15 protein-coding genes are annotated in these 15,774 nt (G+C 67.3%); 7 read left to right on the top strand and 8 right to left on the bottom strand.

Annotated features, from left to right (window positions below; all coding sequences use genetic code 11):
• Positions 1-7 precede the first annotated feature (7 nt).
• Positions 8-1,468, bottom strand: a complete 1,461-nt coding sequence (locus tag RMCB_RS29205; protein WP_062831545.1) for an aminotransferase class I/II-fold pyridoxal phosphate-dependent enzyme — start codon at positions 1,466-1,468, stop codon at positions 8-10.
• Positions 1,469-1,778: 310 nt separating this feature from the next.
• On the opposite strand from RMCB_RS29205, the gene RMCB_RS29200 reads away from it, so the two are divergent.
• Genes RMCB_RS29200 through RMCB_RS29190 form a run of 3 tightly spaced genes read left to right on the top strand, consistent with a single transcriptional unit; the run spans position 1,779 to position 4,909 of the window.
• Positions 1,779-2,195, top strand: coding sequence for an STAS domain-containing protein (locus tag RMCB_RS29200; RefSeq protein WP_062831544.1), 417 nt, complete (start codon positions 1,779-1,781; stop codon positions 2,193-2,195).
• 54 nt (positions 2,196-2,249) lie between these two features.
• Positions 2,250-3,800, top strand: a complete 1,551-nt coding sequence (locus RMCB_RS29195; protein ID WP_062831543.1) for an FAD-dependent oxidoreductase — start codon at positions 2,250-2,252, stop codon at positions 3,798-3,800.
• An 8-nt stretch (positions 3,801-3,808) separates the two neighbouring features.
• Positions 3,809-4,909: a M42 family metallopeptidase gene (locus RMCB_RS29190; RefSeq protein WP_062831542.1), complete on the top strand. Its 1,101-nt coding sequence runs from the start codon at positions 3,809-3,811 to the stop codon at positions 4,907-4,909.
• Positions 4,910-4,951: 42 nt separating this feature from the next.
• Here the strand turns inward: RMCB_RS29190 and RMCB_RS29185 are convergent, their stop codons facing one another.
• A complete protein-coding gene (locus RMCB_RS29185) occupies positions 4,952-5,353 on the bottom strand; it encodes a heme-binding protein (RefSeq protein ID WP_062831541.1) in 402 nt (133 codons plus the stop codon).
• Between the two features lie 461 nt (positions 5,354-5,814).
• On the opposite strand from RMCB_RS29185, the gene RMCB_RS29180 reads away from it, so the two are divergent.
• A complete protein-coding gene (locus RMCB_RS29180; RefSeq protein WP_062831540.1) occupies positions 5,815-6,789 on the top strand; it encodes a helix-turn-helix transcriptional regulator in 975 nt (324 codons plus the stop codon).
• A 180-nt stretch (positions 6,790-6,969) separates the two neighbouring features.
• Here the strand turns inward: RMCB_RS29180 and RMCB_RS29175 are convergent, their stop codons facing one another.
• Complete coding sequence (locus RMCB_RS29175) at positions 6,970-7,416, bottom strand: DUF302 domain-containing protein (RefSeq protein WP_063979686.1); 447 nt, start codon at positions 7,414-7,416, stop codon at positions 6,970-6,972.
• A 265-nt stretch (positions 7,417-7,681) separates the two neighbouring features.
• On the opposite strand from RMCB_RS29175, the gene RMCB_RS35910 reads away from it, so the two are divergent.
• Positions 7,682-7,951, top strand: a complete 270-nt coding sequence (locus tag RMCB_RS35910; RefSeq protein WP_131805590.1) for a hypothetical protein — start codon at positions 7,682-7,684, stop codon at positions 7,949-7,951.
• Between the two features lie 108 nt (positions 7,952-8,059).
• The gene (locus tag RMCB_RS29170) at positions 8,060-8,551 is read left to right on the top strand and encodes a flavin reductase family protein (protein WP_407662149.1); all 492 of its coding nucleotides are present in this window, start codon (positions 8,060-8,062) and stop codon (positions 8,549-8,551) included.
• A gap of 4 nt (positions 8,552-8,555) precedes the next feature.
• Here the strand turns inward: RMCB_RS29170 and RMCB_RS29165 are convergent, their stop codons facing one another.
• Both RMCB_RS29165 and RMCB_RS29160 read right to left on the bottom strand, forming a co-directional pair.
• Complete coding sequence (locus RMCB_RS29165; RefSeq protein WP_062831538.1) at positions 8,556-9,209, bottom strand: UdgX family uracil-DNA binding protein; 654 nt, start codon at positions 9,207-9,209, stop codon at positions 8,556-8,558.
• Positions 9,206-10,330, bottom strand: a complete 1,125-nt coding sequence (locus tag RMCB_RS29160) for an AI-2E family transporter (RefSeq protein WP_062831673.1) — start codon at positions 10,328-10,330, stop codon at positions 9,206-9,208. Before RMCB_RS29160 ends, RMCB_RS29165 begins: the two co-directional genes overlap by 4 nt.
• Positions 10,331-10,432: 102 nt before the next feature.
• Between RMCB_RS29160 and RMCB_RS29155 the strand changes: the two genes are divergently transcribed.
• Complete coding sequence (locus RMCB_RS29155; protein ID WP_062831672.1) at positions 10,433-10,756, top strand: hypothetical protein; 324 nt, start codon at positions 10,433-10,435, stop codon at positions 10,754-10,756.
• Between the two features lie 9 nt (positions 10,757-10,765).
• Here RMCB_RS29155 and RMCB_RS29150 read toward each other — a convergent pair whose 3' ends face one another.
• The 3 genes from RMCB_RS29150 to RMCB_RS29140 are packed head-to-tail and all read right to left on the bottom strand — an operon-like array spanning position 10,766 to position 15,757.
• Positions 10,766-11,035: a hypothetical protein gene (locus RMCB_RS29150; RefSeq protein ID WP_062831537.1), complete on the bottom strand. Its 270-nt coding sequence runs from the start codon at positions 11,033-11,035 to the stop codon at positions 10,766-10,768.
• Between the two features lies 1 nt (position 11,036).
• Positions 11,037-15,350, bottom strand: coding sequence for an HAD-IC family P-type ATPase (locus RMCB_RS29145; RefSeq protein WP_109784460.1), 4,314 nt, complete (start codon positions 15,348-15,350; stop codon positions 11,037-11,039).
• A gap of 8 nt (positions 15,351-15,358) precedes the next feature.
• On the bottom strand, positions 15,359-15,757 hold the full coding sequence (locus RMCB_RS29140) for a hypothetical protein (RefSeq protein WP_062831535.1): 399 nt from the start codon (positions 15,755-15,757) through the stop codon (positions 15,359-15,361).
• Positions 15,758-15,774: the final 17 nt, after the last annotated feature.

Genomic DNA, 15,774 nt, shown 5'->3' with positions numbered 1-15,774 from the left:
GCGGACCTCAGACGACGACGCGGAATTCCTTGAGCGACGGATCGGCGGGATCCGGCACGTTCATACCGGCCTCGATGCCGGTGCGCAGGTATTCGATGACCGCGGTGTCGAGGCGCTCACCCGGCACCACGGCGGGGATGCCGGGCGGGTAGGGCGTGATCTGCTCGGCGGAGACTCGGCCCACCGCGTCGGCCGCAGAGACCATTTCGGTGTCGCCGAAGAACGCGTCGCGCGGCAGCATCACCGTCTCCAGCAGAAGCTGTCCCGGGTCTGGCAATTGCATCTGCGGCGGAGGGTCGAAATCCGTTGCGGCCGTGTGCCAGGCACCGAACGCGTCGAGCAGCCGTCCCGCGGTGTCCTCGTCGTCCGCCATCGACATCGTGGCAAGCACGCGCCGGTGGTCGGACATACCGACATCCACACTGCAGTGCTCACGAAGCCAGTCGGCCGCTTGGTATCCCGATGTGCCGGTTGCCGACACATCGACCAACACCTGCAACCGGTCCAGGTCGTGCGAGGCCTGCACGCCGAGCATCTCTTGTTCCATCACCGACACGCGGGGCAACCGCCCGAGCGCGGCACGAACCGACTCCGCGGTTCCCAGTGCCGCGTCCAGCAACTCCTCACCGTGCTCGACCATCTGGCGTCGCCACCCGTCGATGGCGGCGTACACCAGCACGTTGGGGCTGGTCGTCATCAGCAGGTCTGCGCACGCCGTCAACCGGTTGCGGTCGATCAGGTCGCCTTGGACATGAAAGACCGAACCCTGCTCGAAACCCATTCCCATCTTGTGGACACTGACCACACAGATGTCAGCACCGGCGTCCATGGCCCATGTGGGCAGATCGGCGTGGAAGGGCAGGTGCGCGCCCCATGCCTCGTCGACGATCAGCGGCTTGCCGCGCCGATGACAGACCTCGGCGATACCGCGCAGGTCGGCGCACGTGCCATACGGACTCGGGCTCACGACCAGTGCGCCATCCGCGTCGGGGTACCGCTGCCAGGCTTCTTCGACCTGCTCGGGCGAGGGCGGGTGCGAAAAGTGCCGGTCGGCATCCCAGCGCGGGGTGATCCAGCGGGGCTGCAGACCGCCGAACACCAGGCCGGCCACGATCGACTTGTGACTGTCTCGGCTGACCAGCAGGCCACCGTCACCGCCACCGGCGACGGCCATCATGGCAGCCTTGACCGACAACGAACTTCCGCAGGTCGAGAAGTAGGCGTACGACGCACCGACCGCGTCTGCCATCAACTCCTCGGCGCAGGCCAGATATGCCCCACGCGATCGGCGATCGTCGAGACCGCCGTTGGCCAGTACGTCGGCGCGGAAGGGGTCGAGGCCCAGCACCGCGGTGACGCGGTCGTCGACACCGCGTCCCTGGCGGTGTCCCGGCGGGGTGAAGCCGTAGCGGTCGCGCGCCCGGTATTCGACCAGTGCGTCCAGGATCGGGGCATGTTGGTGTTGCATGGTGTGGGCGTAGCCCGCCTGGTACGGGGTCAAACCTGGTGGCCACCCAGTTCCCGGACACGCGGCGGCCTATCCAGAAAACGAAGAGCTTACCGCGGGCGCAGGCCGTTCAGAGCGCCAAATCACCTGCGTAACAGCATCTTTGATGGCATCCGACGATCCGGCCCACCGTGGTATCCGAACGGTTGCGAACCCAAGCAGACGATGCTGATCTAGTGTTGGGACCGGTTGAGTCGACAGCCTGTCCAGAAACTCGGCGGGTTGAACCACCAACCCGCCTGAGTGCTTGCATTCAGCGAGGGGGTACCCCGTGCCTACTGCGGACAGACAGTCCAAGGCCGCGACGTTTCGCCACCACATCAATTGTCGTGGTGCCACCGTCGAGGCGCGCCACGAAAACGACTGCATCATCCTGACTGCCACCGGCGAGGTCGACGCCGCCAACGCCGACGTCTTTGTCACGTCTCTCACCCGCTTCGCGGCTGGCCCGCGCGCGGTGATCGTCGATCTGCGCCCGATGAGTTTCATCGGCACGCTGGGTCTTCGCGGACTGCAATGCTTCGACGACAAATGCGCGCGCTCGGGCACCAACTGGGTGCTGTTGGCGCAGCCGACGATCCGCCGCCTGCTCGGCATCGTCTGCCCGGACCAGCCGCTACACGTCGTCACGACCTTCCTTGAGGCAAAGCGTGCGGTTCGTCCGCCGATGCCCGCCGAGACCGGCTGAAGCCGGCCGCGGCACGTCACGTTTGGTCTGCCAGTGCCCGGGTAAGAGCACTGCATGCCCTCACTGTGGAATAGCGACCGCATCGAATCGGCGACACCTCCGGGCGCGGACAACGCTGCGGACGCAGCTGACGTCGTGATCGTCGGTGCGGGGATCACCGGACTCACGGCGGCCGTGCTCCTCGCCCGCGCAGGCAAGCGTGTCGTCGTGGTGGAGGCGCGATGGGTGGGTGCCGGCACGACCGGCAACACCACCGGCAAGGTCAGCGCCCTGCAGGGCAGCAAGCTGGCGCGCATCGCGGCCAAGCACGGCAAGGACGTCTTGACGGCCTACGTCACGGGCAACGTCGAAGGGCGGGATTGGTTGTTGCGGCACTGCAACGATCACGGGCTGGATGTGCAGCATGCCGACGACCACGCGTACGCGCAGGAGCAGCAGGGGCTGGCCATGGCGAAGGCGACACTGGCCGCGTGCCGTAGCGCCGGACTGCATGACGCCCGGTGGGTCCAGCGCGCCGACGTGCCCTTCCCGTTCGCCGGTGGTGTACAGCTGCCTGCTCAGGCTCAGCTGGATCCGATGCCGCTGCTGAACAGCCTCGTGGTCGAGCTCGAGGTGCACGGCGGATCGCTGATCCAGGGCGCGCGGGCCGTATCGGTGACGGGCCTGGGTCCCGTGCGGGTGCACGTTCGTCGTCCGGCAGTGCCCGACGACGACGGATGGTCCATCTCCGCCCGGCAGTGCATCCTGGCCACCGGCACGCCGATTCTCGACCGGGGCATGTTCTTCGCGCGCCTCACACCCCAGCGCTCGTACTGCATGGCGTTCGACGTACCGGGCGATATCACTCGCTCGATGTTCATCTCGGTCGACTCCCCCACCCGTTCAGTGCGACACGCACCCACGCCGGCGGGCGACCGGCTCGTCGTCGGCGGCGCCGGTCACGTCGTGGGCAGGGCGCAGTCGGCGGCCAAGGGCATCGCCGAACTCACCGACTGGGTGCAACAGCACTATCCCGGCGCGACACGAACGCACTTCTGGTCGGCACAGGACTACACGCCGGCCGGCGATCTGCCGTACGTCGGTCCGCTGCTGCCCAAGCTTGAGAGCATCCAGGTCGCAACGGGTTTCGACAAATGGGGCATGTCCAACGGCGTGGCCGCGGCGCTCGCTCTGTCGGCGCGGCTGCTCGGTGGCCGCATGGACTGGGCCGATGCATTCGGCAGCTGGAGCCCACACGACGTGAGCGGCACACCGAGCGCGCTGCGGGCGAATCTGGAGGTCGGCCTCAATCTCGCCAAAGGCTGGTTGGCACCGTTGACCAGCTCTGCGTCCGCCCCCTCTGAGGGCCACGGCGTGGTCAGCGGTCCGCCGTGGCGGCTGCGCGCTGAATGCGCGGTCGACGGGGTCACCCATGCGGTCTCGCCGGTGTGCCCGCATCTGGGTGGCATCGTGGCGTTCAACGATGCGGATCGTGCCTGGGAGTGTCCGCTGCACGGCTCCCGATTCGCTCCCGACGGCACATTGCTGGAAGGGCCTGCGACGCGCGGGCTGGCCCACGCTGACGCAGACCTCCCCAGGATTGATGCACGATCGAGCGGGATATGAGCCGAACCATGGCAACTACCGGTGCGCACCGGTCGCACCCGGATGATCGCCAGTTCGTCGAGCTTCTCCAGGAATTGCTGACGGCCTACGGCCCGGCCGGCCAGGAAGACGCCGTACGCGACATCTGCCGGCGTGAATTGACCCCCGTCGCCGACCACACCTGGATCGACCCGGCAGGCAACCTCATCGGCGTGATCCGCGGCGGCGACGGACCTGCCACCACGGTGATGGCACACCTGGACGAGCTGTCGATGCTGGTGAAACGGGTCGAGCCCGATGGCACTCTGCGTCTCACCCCGCTGGGCACCATGTATCCGGCGAACTTCGGCCTCGGCCCCGTCAGCATCCTCGGCGATCACGAAATGCTGTGCGGCGTCCTCGCCCTTGGATCCGAGCACACGACGCAGGAAAGCGCCCGCATCTGGCAGACCAAACCCGATCAGGGCGACCGGGCGCTGGACTGGCCTGACGTGTATGTGTTCACCGGGCGGACCACCCGCGAACTCGACACAGCCGGAATCGGGCCGGGCACCCGCGTGTGCATCGATCGCAGCAAGCGCACCCTGGTCGAAATCGGCGACTACCTGGGTTGCTATTTCATGGACGACCGGGCCGCAGTGCTCACGCTGCTGCGAAGTGCCCGCGAATTGCATTCCACTGCAACGCGTCCGGCCGGAGATGTGTACTTCGTGTTCACCACGAACGAGGAAATCGGCGCGGTGGGTGCCGCCTACGCCAACCGGGCACTGCCCGCAGAACTCGCTCTCGCCGTGGAGGTCGGGCCCACCGAGCCCGAGTACGGCACCACCGTGACAGGTGGTCCCATCGTGGCCTACAGCGACGCCGTCTGTGTGTACGACAAGTCGGTCGCCGACCGCCTGATGGAGGTTTCGCGGCAATTGGGCCTACGCCCGCAGGCCGCCGTTCTCGGAGCGTTCCAATCAGATGCCTCGCATGCCAAAGCCGGCGGGCTCACCCCCAAGGCTGCGCTGTTGTGCCTGCCGACGATGAGCACGCACGGTTACGAAGTGATCGCGCGGGAATCTATCCCGCAGCTGGCCGATGTGCTCACGGCGTTTCTCCGGCAGCCGACGGCCGCACAGGCGTGAGGCTCCGGTCCGCCAGGGCTCGGCGGACCGGAGCCTCACCACTCAGCCGGCCATGAACTGTTCGTAGGCCGAGGCGAGGTCTGCAGGGAGCACCGTGACGTTGCACTGTCGCTGCGCGTCGCCGATCGGCGCCAGGATGTTGCGCAGGTCGTAGTACTCACCCGGGTTGGCGGTGAAGTATCCGCGCAGGTCCGCCGCGGCCTGATCACGCGGCTTGCCATAGGCGGCGGTCACCGCGTTGTTGGCACCGGGATGCGCGGCGAGGTACTGATGTGCCGCACCGGTGACTGAGCTGACCGTGCCCGAGAGCGCCTGGGCGCTGCACTGGTCAGGCGCCGCTGAGGCGACGGGCGTGGCGATGGTGGCCGCACATACCCCGCCGAACAGAAACCCCACGCCAATACCGGTGAAACCCCGGCGCGCAGTTCTGCTGCGAATTTTCATGATCGTTCTTTCTTTGACTGCGAATTGTCGGTGATTTCCCCAACCCCGAAATCCACGGTAGCGCGGACCGAAAGCCGTTAACCGCGCTGCGATTTGCGGTAGGCGGGGCGCCAGCGCCCGGTAGCCAGTTCGCGACGGGCGAACAACACCCCGCGTTACACCCGCTCGCCGTGACATTGACTGCATTTCGCGCCGAATTCGTCAGAAAACTCGATAGTCCCACAGAAATTCGGCCGTCTTCTTAATGAACCGTGACCTTGGGAGCCCACTGGTATCAGTCGCTGGGCGCCCCGGCGCGCCGGGCGCCACACGGAGGCCGTTCGTTTTGCGGATATCGCTTTTCGTTCGGTGGCCTCGGGCGGCCGTGACCAGGCTTCCCGCGAAGTTCGGATAACCTGGGCAACGTAGGTCGGCTCAGAACGATGCCGTTGGTCGTTTTGTGCTGTCCAGGGGTGAGTGCGATGTCCGCCGTTCTGCTCGATACCGATGACATCGGCGCTGCCGAGGCCACGTTGAGCACGATCTTCTCGAAGATGCGGATCATGACGCCGCATCGCGGTGCACCCACTCCGATGCGCATCGAACGCTCGACCATCGGGCCCATCGGTGTCGACACCGCCGATTACGGTTGCGCCTTCGGTTACGAGATGGATCCACCTACGCAGATCCTGGTTTGTCATGTGGCCAGCGGCGGTATCGAACAACGTTCGCCCTGGTCACGAAGCATACGTTCGCGCCCCGGCGAGGTGACCGCGTTCGGACCGCGCGAGGCACCGCCGTTCGAGGGACGGGTAATGCGTGGCCGCTATCACGTACTCGTCGTGGACCCCAGCAGCTTGACCAGTGTCACGGGCGCGCACGATCCTGTGCACATCACCGGTTCCGCCCCGGTGACGGCCGCAGCCAACCAGCAGCTCGCCAACCTCATCGGTTACCTGCGCCGGTGCGCTGCCAACCCCCAGTTGCAGGGCAATCCGCTGCTGGCCGGGATGTTGGAGCAGCATGTCGCCGCCGTCCTGCTGGCGACTTTGCCCAATGACTCGATCGTGGAACCGACCGCACAGGATCGTCGTGACAGCTCCCCGGTCCTGTTGCGCCGTGCCATCGCATTCATCGACGACAACGCCCACACCGATATCTCACTTTCCGATATCGCCGCCGCTGTCTACGTGACGCCCCGGGCTCTGCAATACCTCTTCCGCAGGCACCGTGACTGCACACCCATGGAGTACCTGCGCCGCGTGCGCCTGCACCACGCTCATCTCGACCTGCTCGCAGCCGACGAGACGACGATGGTGGGCGAGGTCGCGCGCCGGTGGGGCTTCGGGCACGCCGGCCGGTTCGCCGCGTATCACCGCGAACATTACGGGTGCTCGCCGCAGGAACTGCTCAATCCGTTGCATCGGGGTTCCGAGGCTACGGCGCACCCTTCCTGACGGTGCCGGCCGACGATTCTGCGGCGCTGTGGCGCAGCAACACGACCGCCGCGATATGACCATGCGGGAAGGGGTTCTCGGCTCGCAAGAAATCCAGTGCTGTCGCCACTGATCGGGTCAACCACATGACGGCTTGACGTACCCGCGGGCCGGTCCTGTCAAACCTGCCGAGGACAACTTTCAGCCGGGAAGATTGGTCACCCCTTCATCCCGTGCCACGAGCCCGTCGATCACGGCCCGCAACGCGACGCCGACCTGACCGGCGATGTCACTATGGGCGACGTCGTCGTGGCCCACCCCGTCGCTGCCGTCCGACAGCACACAGGGGTTCATCACCTCGATGATGACATTGCCGACGGTCGCCGGATCAACCCGGACGACGACGTTGCACACCAGCCGCAGAGCGCCGGACGGAGCACTGTCACCGGCGCGCCGGGTCACGAACCGCGGATGACAGGCGTCAAGAATGAGGTAGCGCTCCATGTCGACGGCATGTTTCTGCCGTATCGTGGCCGTCACGTCCACTTCGTTGGTGATGTGAAACCCGTTCTGCGACAGAGATTCCCGGGTACGTTCCAGAGCGTCGGCGAATGACGTGCACACAACGGTCGCGGCGGCAACAGTCATCGCAAACCCCCGTTTCTCGCCCGACCCTGGCTTCACTTCGACCTGCCGCACCGCGAGCGGACGTTCGCAGTCGCAGGCGCGGACACATACCTCGCCACCCATTTCGCAGCCGTCCGTTCGAACAGGCGGCGATGCCACGACCATACCGCCGCCCAGCCCAACTGTCTTATGACTCGGCTGTGGATCGATCGTCGATTTCCGCTGCCGCCCTTGGCGTTTCAACGATCTTGTTTTTACGCGTTACGGATAGCCGTAACATGGCGTCATGGCCGCGACACGCAAGCACTGTTGGGAATGCGGCGCGTCCTTTTATGGTCGTGCCGACGCGCGTTACTGCACCGGCTCATGCCGGCAGAAGGCGTACCGGGAGCGTGCTCACCGGCAAGCCGCGATGGACACTCTGCCGCCGCCCGCCCTTGCCGATGCGATCGCCGTCGCCCGGCAAACGCGCTCGAAAGCCCGCGCCGCCCGCGAGCGCGCCGCCGATGCCCGGCAGACCTCGATGGAAGTGCGCGCGAAGATGCATGGCAGGTAGTGACTCGCAGGCGGCGGTGACACCTTCGCTCAATGTGGGTACTCGCACGTCGACATTCGAGGAGCCCGTCGCACTGCAGGGCGATGAGGCGTGGAAAGGGGCTGTGTCGTGTCGGAATCGGATGCGTTTGAGCGGCTCGTCAGCCAGTTGGACTACCCCATGTTCATCGTCACGACCGCGAACGACGGTCGCCGCGCGGGTTGCCTCGTCGGCTTTGCGAGTCAGTGCAGCATCCAGCCGCCGCGGTTTCTGATCGGGTTGTCCAAGCGCAACTACACCTACCGCATCGCTCGCGATGCGGATCATCTGGCAGTTCATGTCGTGAGCCGTCAACACGCCGAGCTGGCGCGGTTGTTCGGTGGCCAGACCGGAGACACGTGTGACAAATTCGCTCGCTGCACCTGGCACGGCGGGACGCAGAACATGCCGATCCTCGATGATGCGGCGGCGTGGTTCGTCGGCAGGGTGCTCACCCGGGTCGACATGGGTGACCATGTGGGTCATCTACTGGAGCCGGTGGCGGGACAGGCACCGGCCTCACTCGGTCAACTGGTCACTCTGGCCGATGTCGCGGACCTGGACCCCGGGCATGACGCGTGACGGGTCAGGCGAGCAGCGACGCGGCCAGCCGCAGGTCGGCCACCAGCCCGTCATAGGCCGCGTCCCGGTCCTCGCGCGGTGTGCGCAGTACAGCAGACGGGTGGATGCTCACCACGACCTGCAGATCGTTGCCGGCCATGACCGTATCGGGTGGCCGCAATACCTCGCCGCGATGAGCGGAAAGACGGAAATCGTTTCCCATCAATGCTTTTGCCGCCGTTGCGCCGAGTAGTACCAGCACATCGGGCTGTACGGCGCCCAGTTCGGCGAACAACCACGGCCGGCAGGCGACCACTTCGGTCCGGCTCGGCGTCTTGTGGATGCGACGCTTTTGACCGGCCGCCCGGGTGAACTTGAAATGTTTGACGGCGTTGGTCAGATAGACCTGCTTCCTGGTGATCTCGGCGGCGAGCAGGGCGTCGTCTAGGACCCGACCGGCCGGTCCGACAAAGGGCCGCCCGTCGAGGTCCTCCCGATCACCAGGCTGCTCGCCGACCAACATCATGGCGGCCGCCGCCGTCCCCGCGCCGAACACGGCCTGGGTCGTGTCGCGGAACAAGTCGCACCCGCGACAGTCCTGCACGGCACCGGCGAGACGCTCGAGGTCAGTCGTCTCGGGGACGTAGGCGGCTGCCCCTTCGACTCGTCTGGCCGTCATGATCTGGCTCCTTCAGCCGAACGTCCGAGCGCGGCGCCGTCGACGGAACTGTCCTGCGGCACAGGCTGTTCCCTCATCAGTACCCGTGCGGCACTGTTGACGAACGCAATGGTCGGCACTGCCAGCAACGCTCCGACGACTCCGGCCAGTACTCCACCTGCGGTGATGCCGAGGACCACGGCCAGCGGATGGATGGATACCGCCCGGCCCATCACCAGAGGCTGCAGAACGTGCGCCTCGATCTGCATGACGGCCACGATGACGCCGAGCGTGATGAGTGCGTACAGCAGCCCTTTGGCCAACAGGGCCACCACGATCGCGAGAAATCCGGAGACCAGTGCCCCGATCAATGGGATGAACGCACCGAGGAACACCACCGATGCCAACGGCAACGCAAGCGGTATGCCCATGATGGCCAGCGCGGTGCCGATACCCGCGGCGTCGACGAGGGCGACGAGCGACGTCGCACGGATGTAGCCGATCAGGGAGTGGAATCCGGCGTTGCCTGCCTTGCGGATCCGCTCGCGCATGTTCGACGGCGCGATCAACGTGACGAATCGCCAGATATTCCGGCCGTCGAGCAGAAAGAAGATCACCGTGAAGAGGCCCAGCAGCGCACCGGTGAGGATCTCCGACAGAGTTCCCGCGGTGGACAACGCACCGGTGGTGAGCTGTTCCTGGTGGTTGCGCAGAGACTGGATCGCCGTGTCGCCGGCATGATTGATCTGATCCGGACTGAGGTGAGCAGGCCCGTTGATCAGCCAGTCGCGAGTCGAGTCGATGCTGTGGGTGACCTGATCGACCAAACCGGGGGCACCGTCGATGAATTGGGTGATGACAAACGCCAGTATCCCGCTCACCACGGCCAGCCCGGCCACCATCACCAACGCGACCGCCACTCCGCGTGGAGCGCCGAACCGGTCCAGCAGGTCGACCACCGGCAGCAGCAATGCCGTGACGAGCATCGCCAGCGCGACCGGAACCACCACCACGCCAAGGCGCAGCAACGCCTCGAACAACACCACCACTGCCACCGCGATCACGAGTAGCCGCCACGCCCACTCGGCGGTCCGCCGCACAACCGGTGTCACCGCCGCATCATCTCCGCGAGGCCCCGACATCGGCATGCCCGTGGAGTTGCCGTGTGGGGCCAAGTCGAAACCGGTAATGCGCAAGCCGTGTCGTCCGGTTTGGCCGACCACGGCGACGGGCAATCTGCGGTGATGGCACGAGAAGACGACAACATGCTCGACCAGCAGGAGAGCCTCGACTCCGACGAGGTCCGCAACGACGACGGAGACCAGACGGTGGATCCGCCCGAGCAATGGATCGAACCGAAGGAAAACGAGTCGCTGGATGATCGGCTTGCCGAGGAAACCCCCGACACGTCACCGGACGATGTGGCGACTGATCCGGACGACACGATGTCGCCGCGCGGATCCGAGTCGGAGCCGGATGCGCTCACGCGCAACGAACAGGCGCGCACCAAGGGGCAGATCGACGGCACACCGGAAGACGGTGATTCGTTCTACGACGTCGTCGAATGACGGCGCACATCATGCTTCTTCAAGAGCTGAACCCAGTTCTTGCACAACCTTGCTGTGGTGGTTGTCGGCCAGCGCATGGCCCACACCGAGCACCAGAGCCACCGGCCACTCGATGATCTCGGCTGCCGCCAGCACGGCGACAGCGCCGTAGTAGACCAGCCGTTCGGGTTGCCGGATGCGCACCGTGCCCAATAATGGCAGCCCGATCTCGACGGTGTCCGCTTCCCGGATCCTCTCGTTGACGGTCAGGTGGCGCTTCGTCGGCGACCTCTGCACCATGTCATTCCCCTCTCCTATCGTGAGCCCGCAGCGTCACGAGCGCGGCGATACCGGTCGCGACGGCCGCACAGCTCAGAGCTTGCGCCCACCCCACCGGGCCCAGCGGTGTGTTGCCCAGAAGATGGCTCACCCCGGGCGTGCTGATCACGACGCCGAGCGCGACGAGTGAACCGGCGGCGGTGCCGATCACCAACGCGCTGCGGGAGTCGATCAGTGTCTGACCCAGTTGCGCTGCCACCAGAGCGATCAGCGCGATCGTCGAGGCCCGGCTGCGGCGCCCGGTGGCAAGGCCCACCACCCACGCTGCGGTCGCGGCGCTGGCCGTGGTGGCACCGCGTATCCCCACTGCGCGCCACAGCGCAGCCTGATCAGGTCCCCGCGCCCCGGATTGCGCCCCCGGATCGGGCGGAGCCACCGCCAGCGCCGCCGCGGGCAACGCGTCGGTCAACATGTTCACCAACAGCAGTTGCCGGGTGTTCAGCGGCGCTCGCCCGGTGAGCGCGGTCCCTGCCACCGCGAATGCCACCTCACCGGCGTTGCCGCCCAACAGGATCGACACTGCGGCCTGGACCCGGTCCCACAGCTGACGTCCTTCGTCCAGCGCATCCAACAGCGAGCTGATGCGGCCGTCGAGCAGCATCACATCTGCTGCCGTGCGGGCGGGATCACTGCCCCGGGAGGCGACTCCGATGCCGACCGTCGCGGTTCTGATCGCGGCCGCATCGTTGGCGCCGTCGCCGACCATGGCGCACACCAGCCCGGTTTTCTCGAGCGTCTCCACCACTTGCACCTTGTGCTCCGGAGACATGCGCGCGAAGACGATCCCCTCGCGTACCGCGCGTTCCCGCAGCCGGCGCGGCATCGACTCCCATTGCGAGCCACTGATCACATCGCCGACGGATACGGACAACCCCAGCCGCGTGGCAATCGCCGCTGCGGTGACCGGATGGTCGCCGGTGATCAACCGGATCCCGATACCACGATCGGAAAGGCTCGCCAGGACCTCCTCCGCATCCGGCCGCGGCGTGTCGGACAACCCGAGCAATCCGCTGTAGCACAGATTCTCGACGCACAACGCCGCGAAGAACTCGGAGTCGTCACGGGCCGCCGCGGCCTGGCGCTCCGAGAGTTCCCGATGCGCGACCGCGATGACGCGCAAGCCGTCGGCGGCCATGGTCTGGACCCGCTGCCACACGTCGGCCGTTTCGGCGCCGTCGCAGTCCGCGAGTACCACCTCGGGAGCGCCCTTGACGCACAGCCGCGTTCCGTTGATGGAAGCCGAGAACGGCCGTCCCGAACGAAACGGGAGATGTATTGCATCGGTGTCGATTTCGGTCATCTCCTGACCGCGTGCCGCCTCGGCGACCGCGAGGTCGGTCGCGTGTTCGTGCCGGTCGCCATTCGGCGGTGGTGTGGCCGAACCAGCCTGAGCGAGAACGTGTTCAGCGGACATCCCGGATGCGTGCTCGACCTGCACGACGCGCAACCGGTTTTCGCTCAGTGTCCCGGTCTTGTCGAAGCAGACGACATCGACGCGGCCGAGTGCTTCGACGGAGCGAGGGGCGCGGACCAGCACACCGCACCGGGTGAGCCGCCGAGCCGAGGCCTGCTGCGCCAGGGTCGCCACCAGTGGCAGACCTTCGGGAACCGCCGCCACGCCCACGGCCACCCCGCTGCTGACGGCCTCGCGCAGACCGGTGTGCCGCAGCAATCCGAGCCCGCTGACCAACGCGCCGCCGAAGAGACTGAACGGCCAGGCCTTGTTGGTCAAAGTGCGCAGCTGACTCTGCAATCCGACATCGGGCGCCCGCGTACGAATGCCGTGGACCGCGCGGTGTGCCTGGGTGTCGGCGCCCACCGCGGTGACGATGGCGACTGCCGATCCCGCGACCACGGTCGTGGTGGCATGCAGCATGCATGCCCGTTCGGCCAGTGGGGCGGCCGGTGTCTCGTGGACATGCTTGACCACGGGGAGCGATTCACCGGTCAACGCGGACTCGTCGACCTCGAGGTCGACAGCGTCGGTGAGCCGGGCATCGGCGGGAACCACTTCGCCCGCTGCGACCACGACCACATCTCCTGGACGCAGCTCGGTGCTACCGACGTTGTGCACCTGCCCGTCGGCGGACATCCTGCGCGCCACCGGATCTTGCCCGGTGATCAGCCTCCTGAGCAGCCGCTCGGCACGAACGCGCTGGACGGCGGCCAGCACCGCATTGCCGCCGAGCACCGACCCGACAAGAACTGCGTCGACCGGCGACCCGAGAACCGCACTGGCCGCGGCCCCCACCGCGAGCACCGGGGTCAGCGGATCGGACAACTCGTCGCGGACCGCGTCGGTGAAGTCGGCGATCGCCCGTGCCACGGGACCCGCAACCGCGCGCGTGCCGCGCAGCACCGCCACGGCGCCTCCACTCACCCGGGCACGTGGTCTTCGCCGGGGGTCGGGCGGAGCGGGGAGCAGCGCCCGCACTTCTCTCGGTGACATGCCGTGCCACTCGTATAGCGGTGCTGGAGAAGGGGTTTCGCACTTCAGTGCGTTGCGCGCGAGCATCAGACCGGTCCAGGCTCCGGCACCTGCGCCCGCGGTCACCGGGCCGGGCCCGCGCCCGCGCACACCGGGGATCATCAACAGCGCACCTAGCAGTGAACCGCCGAGGGCCAGCTCGACGCCACGGTGGCTCGCCCGGCGCGCGGCGGGCAGCGCGTGCAATACATGCCAAACGCCCGCCAGGTCGTCGTACAGCAGATCGGCATGCCATACACCGGTATCCCCGTTTGCGATACCGATGGCCACGTCGGCATCGGCGAGAGCCTGAGCGGCGGCCGCCGACACCACCGCGACCGTGCGTCCGTCGCGCTGCAGCGCTGTCACGGTCGCGGCGAGCGCCTCGTCGTAGGAGGACGCGCACTCAGCGAGGTCGTCGAAGCCGGCGCGCAGCTCATCGAGGCTCTCGACGTCGAGAGAGACCGCGAGCGACTGGTCGCCTTGCAGCTCGCCGATGAGTGCGCCGGCCAGCCGGTGGTGAGCCGGGCGCACAAGGACCTCACCCGGTCTGGCACCGCCGCGGACCGGTTGCCATCCGGGCCGCAGCGCACCGCGGCCCAATTCCTCTTGCGCCCAACGCCATACCGCACCGCGGTCGTCCTCCTCGACATCGCGGATGCGGCCTATCCGCAATTCGTCCACTTCCAGTGCGCGCGGGTCGAGTACGACGGCGTCGATGCGGTCGAGGCTGCGCAACGCGGCGGGCCGCAGCGTCAGCACACCGCGGTCGGCGAGCCCGCGCCCGAGGGTGGCGGCGAACGACTCACGACAGTTGCGGGCGGCTTTCGGCGCAGCGATGACCGCCGCGGTGGCCATGGCGCTCACATTTCGTGCGAACACTCCTGCCGCCAGGCCGCCGGACACCTGGGCGGCTGCCGCCCGGTCGCTGTAGCGTTCGATCGGACCGGGTGGTCGCGGACAGGGCCGGGGCGCCGGTCGCACACCGTCGACGCATTCGGCGCGGTCGGCCATCACCGGTTCGCGCCGCGACCAGGCTTGCGCTGCAGCACGAATTTCCGCCGCCCTCAGCGCTTTTACCAGCAAATCGACCGCGAGCGAGCCGGGCGCCTGCGTGAGGGCATAGCTGAAGGCAGTGGCCAGCCCGAGTCCGGTGTCTGTGGCGGTGCCGCCGAACCTGTCTTCCAGGGCGCGCCGGATCCGGGGTTGGTAATCGACCACGTTGACCACAGCGTTGAGGGCACTGGGCACCCGGGGCAGCGGCAGCACCCGGCCGGCCAGCGCCACTGCGAGCCCACACGCGTTCAACGCGGTCACCGCCAGGGCACCCGCGTAGGCCGCGCCGTCACCCGGCAGGTCGGCGGGTGTGCGGTGCGCGTCAGGCGCTCCCGCCTGCCGCTCGGCTGCCGCCACCGCAGCGCAGAGTTCGCTCAGCACCGCTGAATCAGGGTCCACCCGGATGATGGCCCGGGACAACGGGTAGTTCAGTTTTACCGCCACCACACCGGGTCTGCGCTCAAGCAGCCGTGTCACCGAGATGCCGAGATCGCCCCCGGGTTCGGTTTCACTGAGCCCGCGAACCTCGATCCAGCACCGATCGCCGGCTTGTCGGCATCGGCGGGAGGCGTTGGCGCCGAATACTTCTGACACGGCGCCGGTCACGGACCTGAGCACCCCGTCGCCGACCCGGACCGGCTGCTCGAGCAGCGCCGCGCCCGCCACCGTCATGGACAGCGCGGTGCCTATGCCGGCATTCGCCAGGCGAAAAGGGAGCAGCGCCGCGCCCTGCAATGTTCGCGGAAGATGCACAGGTGGCCTTACTTTCCGGCGGACGCCTTGGCTTTCCGTGCCGTGGCTGTGGTCCGCGGCCTGCGTCTGGCCGGCGGCCGGGTGGCTGAATCGGTAGGCCGGGCCGGCTGGTCGGCCTGTGCGTCAGCGGTGTGCCCGTGGAGCTGGCGGACCGCGAGCGCGGTCCCGCCGACCAGGAGCACGACAGGCCACTCGACGAGCCCGGTGGCGCCCACGGCAGCCATGGTCAGCGCGGCCGCCGGGACCGAATGGCTGCCCTTACCGAATCCGTCCACGACGCCGGACGCGGTCCCTCGCACGCCGCCGACGACGCCGTTGACAACAGCGCCGCTCAGCGCCCCAGCCCCCGCGACGGCAGCGTCCGCCGTGCGGGTCACAACGTCTGCCGCGGTATTCAGGACGTTCATGTCAGCTCCACATCTCA

The organism is Mycolicibacterium brisbanense (assembly GCF_001570425.1).
GTDB classification, from domain to species: Bacteria; Actinomycetota; Actinomycetes; order Mycobacteriales; family Mycobacteriaceae; genus Mycobacterium; species Mycobacterium brisbanense.
The sequence above is the reverse complement of the archived record's forward strand: the minus strand, read 5'-3'. Positions and strand labels throughout refer to the sequence as shown.

Coding starts and splice junctions, on each gene's coding strand:
- RMCB_RS29205 (WP_062831545.1), bottom strand. CDS start 1,468: ATGCAACACCAACATGCCCCGATCCTGGACGCACTGGTCGAATACCGG.
- RMCB_RS29195 (WP_062831543.1), top strand. CDS start 2,250: ATGCCCTCACTGTGGAATAGCGACCGCATCGAATCGGCGACACCTCCG.
- RMCB_RS29190 (WP_062831542.1), top strand. CDS start 3,809: ATGGCAACTACCGGTGCGCACCGGTCGCACCCGGATGATCGCCAGTTC.
- RMCB_RS29185 (WP_062831541.1), bottom strand. CDS start 5,353: ATGAAAATTCGCAGCAGAACTGCGCGCCGGGGTTTCACCGGTATTGGC.
- RMCB_RS29180 (WP_062831540.1), top strand. CDS start 5,815: ATGTCCGCCGTTCTGCTCGATACCGATGACATCGGCGCTGCCGAGGCC.
- RMCB_RS29175 (WP_063979686.1), bottom strand. CDS start 7,416: ATGACTGTTGCCGCCGCGACCGTTGTGTGCACGTCATTCGCCGACGCT.
- RMCB_RS35910 (WP_131805590.1), top strand. CDS start 7,682: ATGGCCGCGACACGCAAGCACTGTTGGGAATGCGGCGCGTCCTTTTAT.
- RMCB_RS29165 (WP_062831538.1), bottom strand. CDS start 9,209: ATGACGGCCAGACGAGTCGAAGGGGCAGCCGCCTACGTCCCCGAGACG.
- RMCB_RS29160 (WP_062831673.1), bottom strand. CDS start 10,330: ATGTCGGGGCCTCGCGGAGATGATGCGGCGGTGACACCGGTTGTGCGG.
- RMCB_RS29155 (WP_062831672.1), top strand. CDS start 10,433: ATGGCACGAGAAGACGACAACATGCTCGACCAGCAGGAGAGCCTCGAC.
- RMCB_RS29150 (WP_062831537.1), bottom strand. CDS start 11,035: ATGGTGCAGAGGTCGCCGACGAAGCGCCACCTGACCGTCAACGAGAGG.
- RMCB_RS29140 (WP_062831535.1), bottom strand. CDS start 15,757: ATGAACGTCCTGAATACCGCGGCAGACGTTGTGACCCGCACGGCGGAC.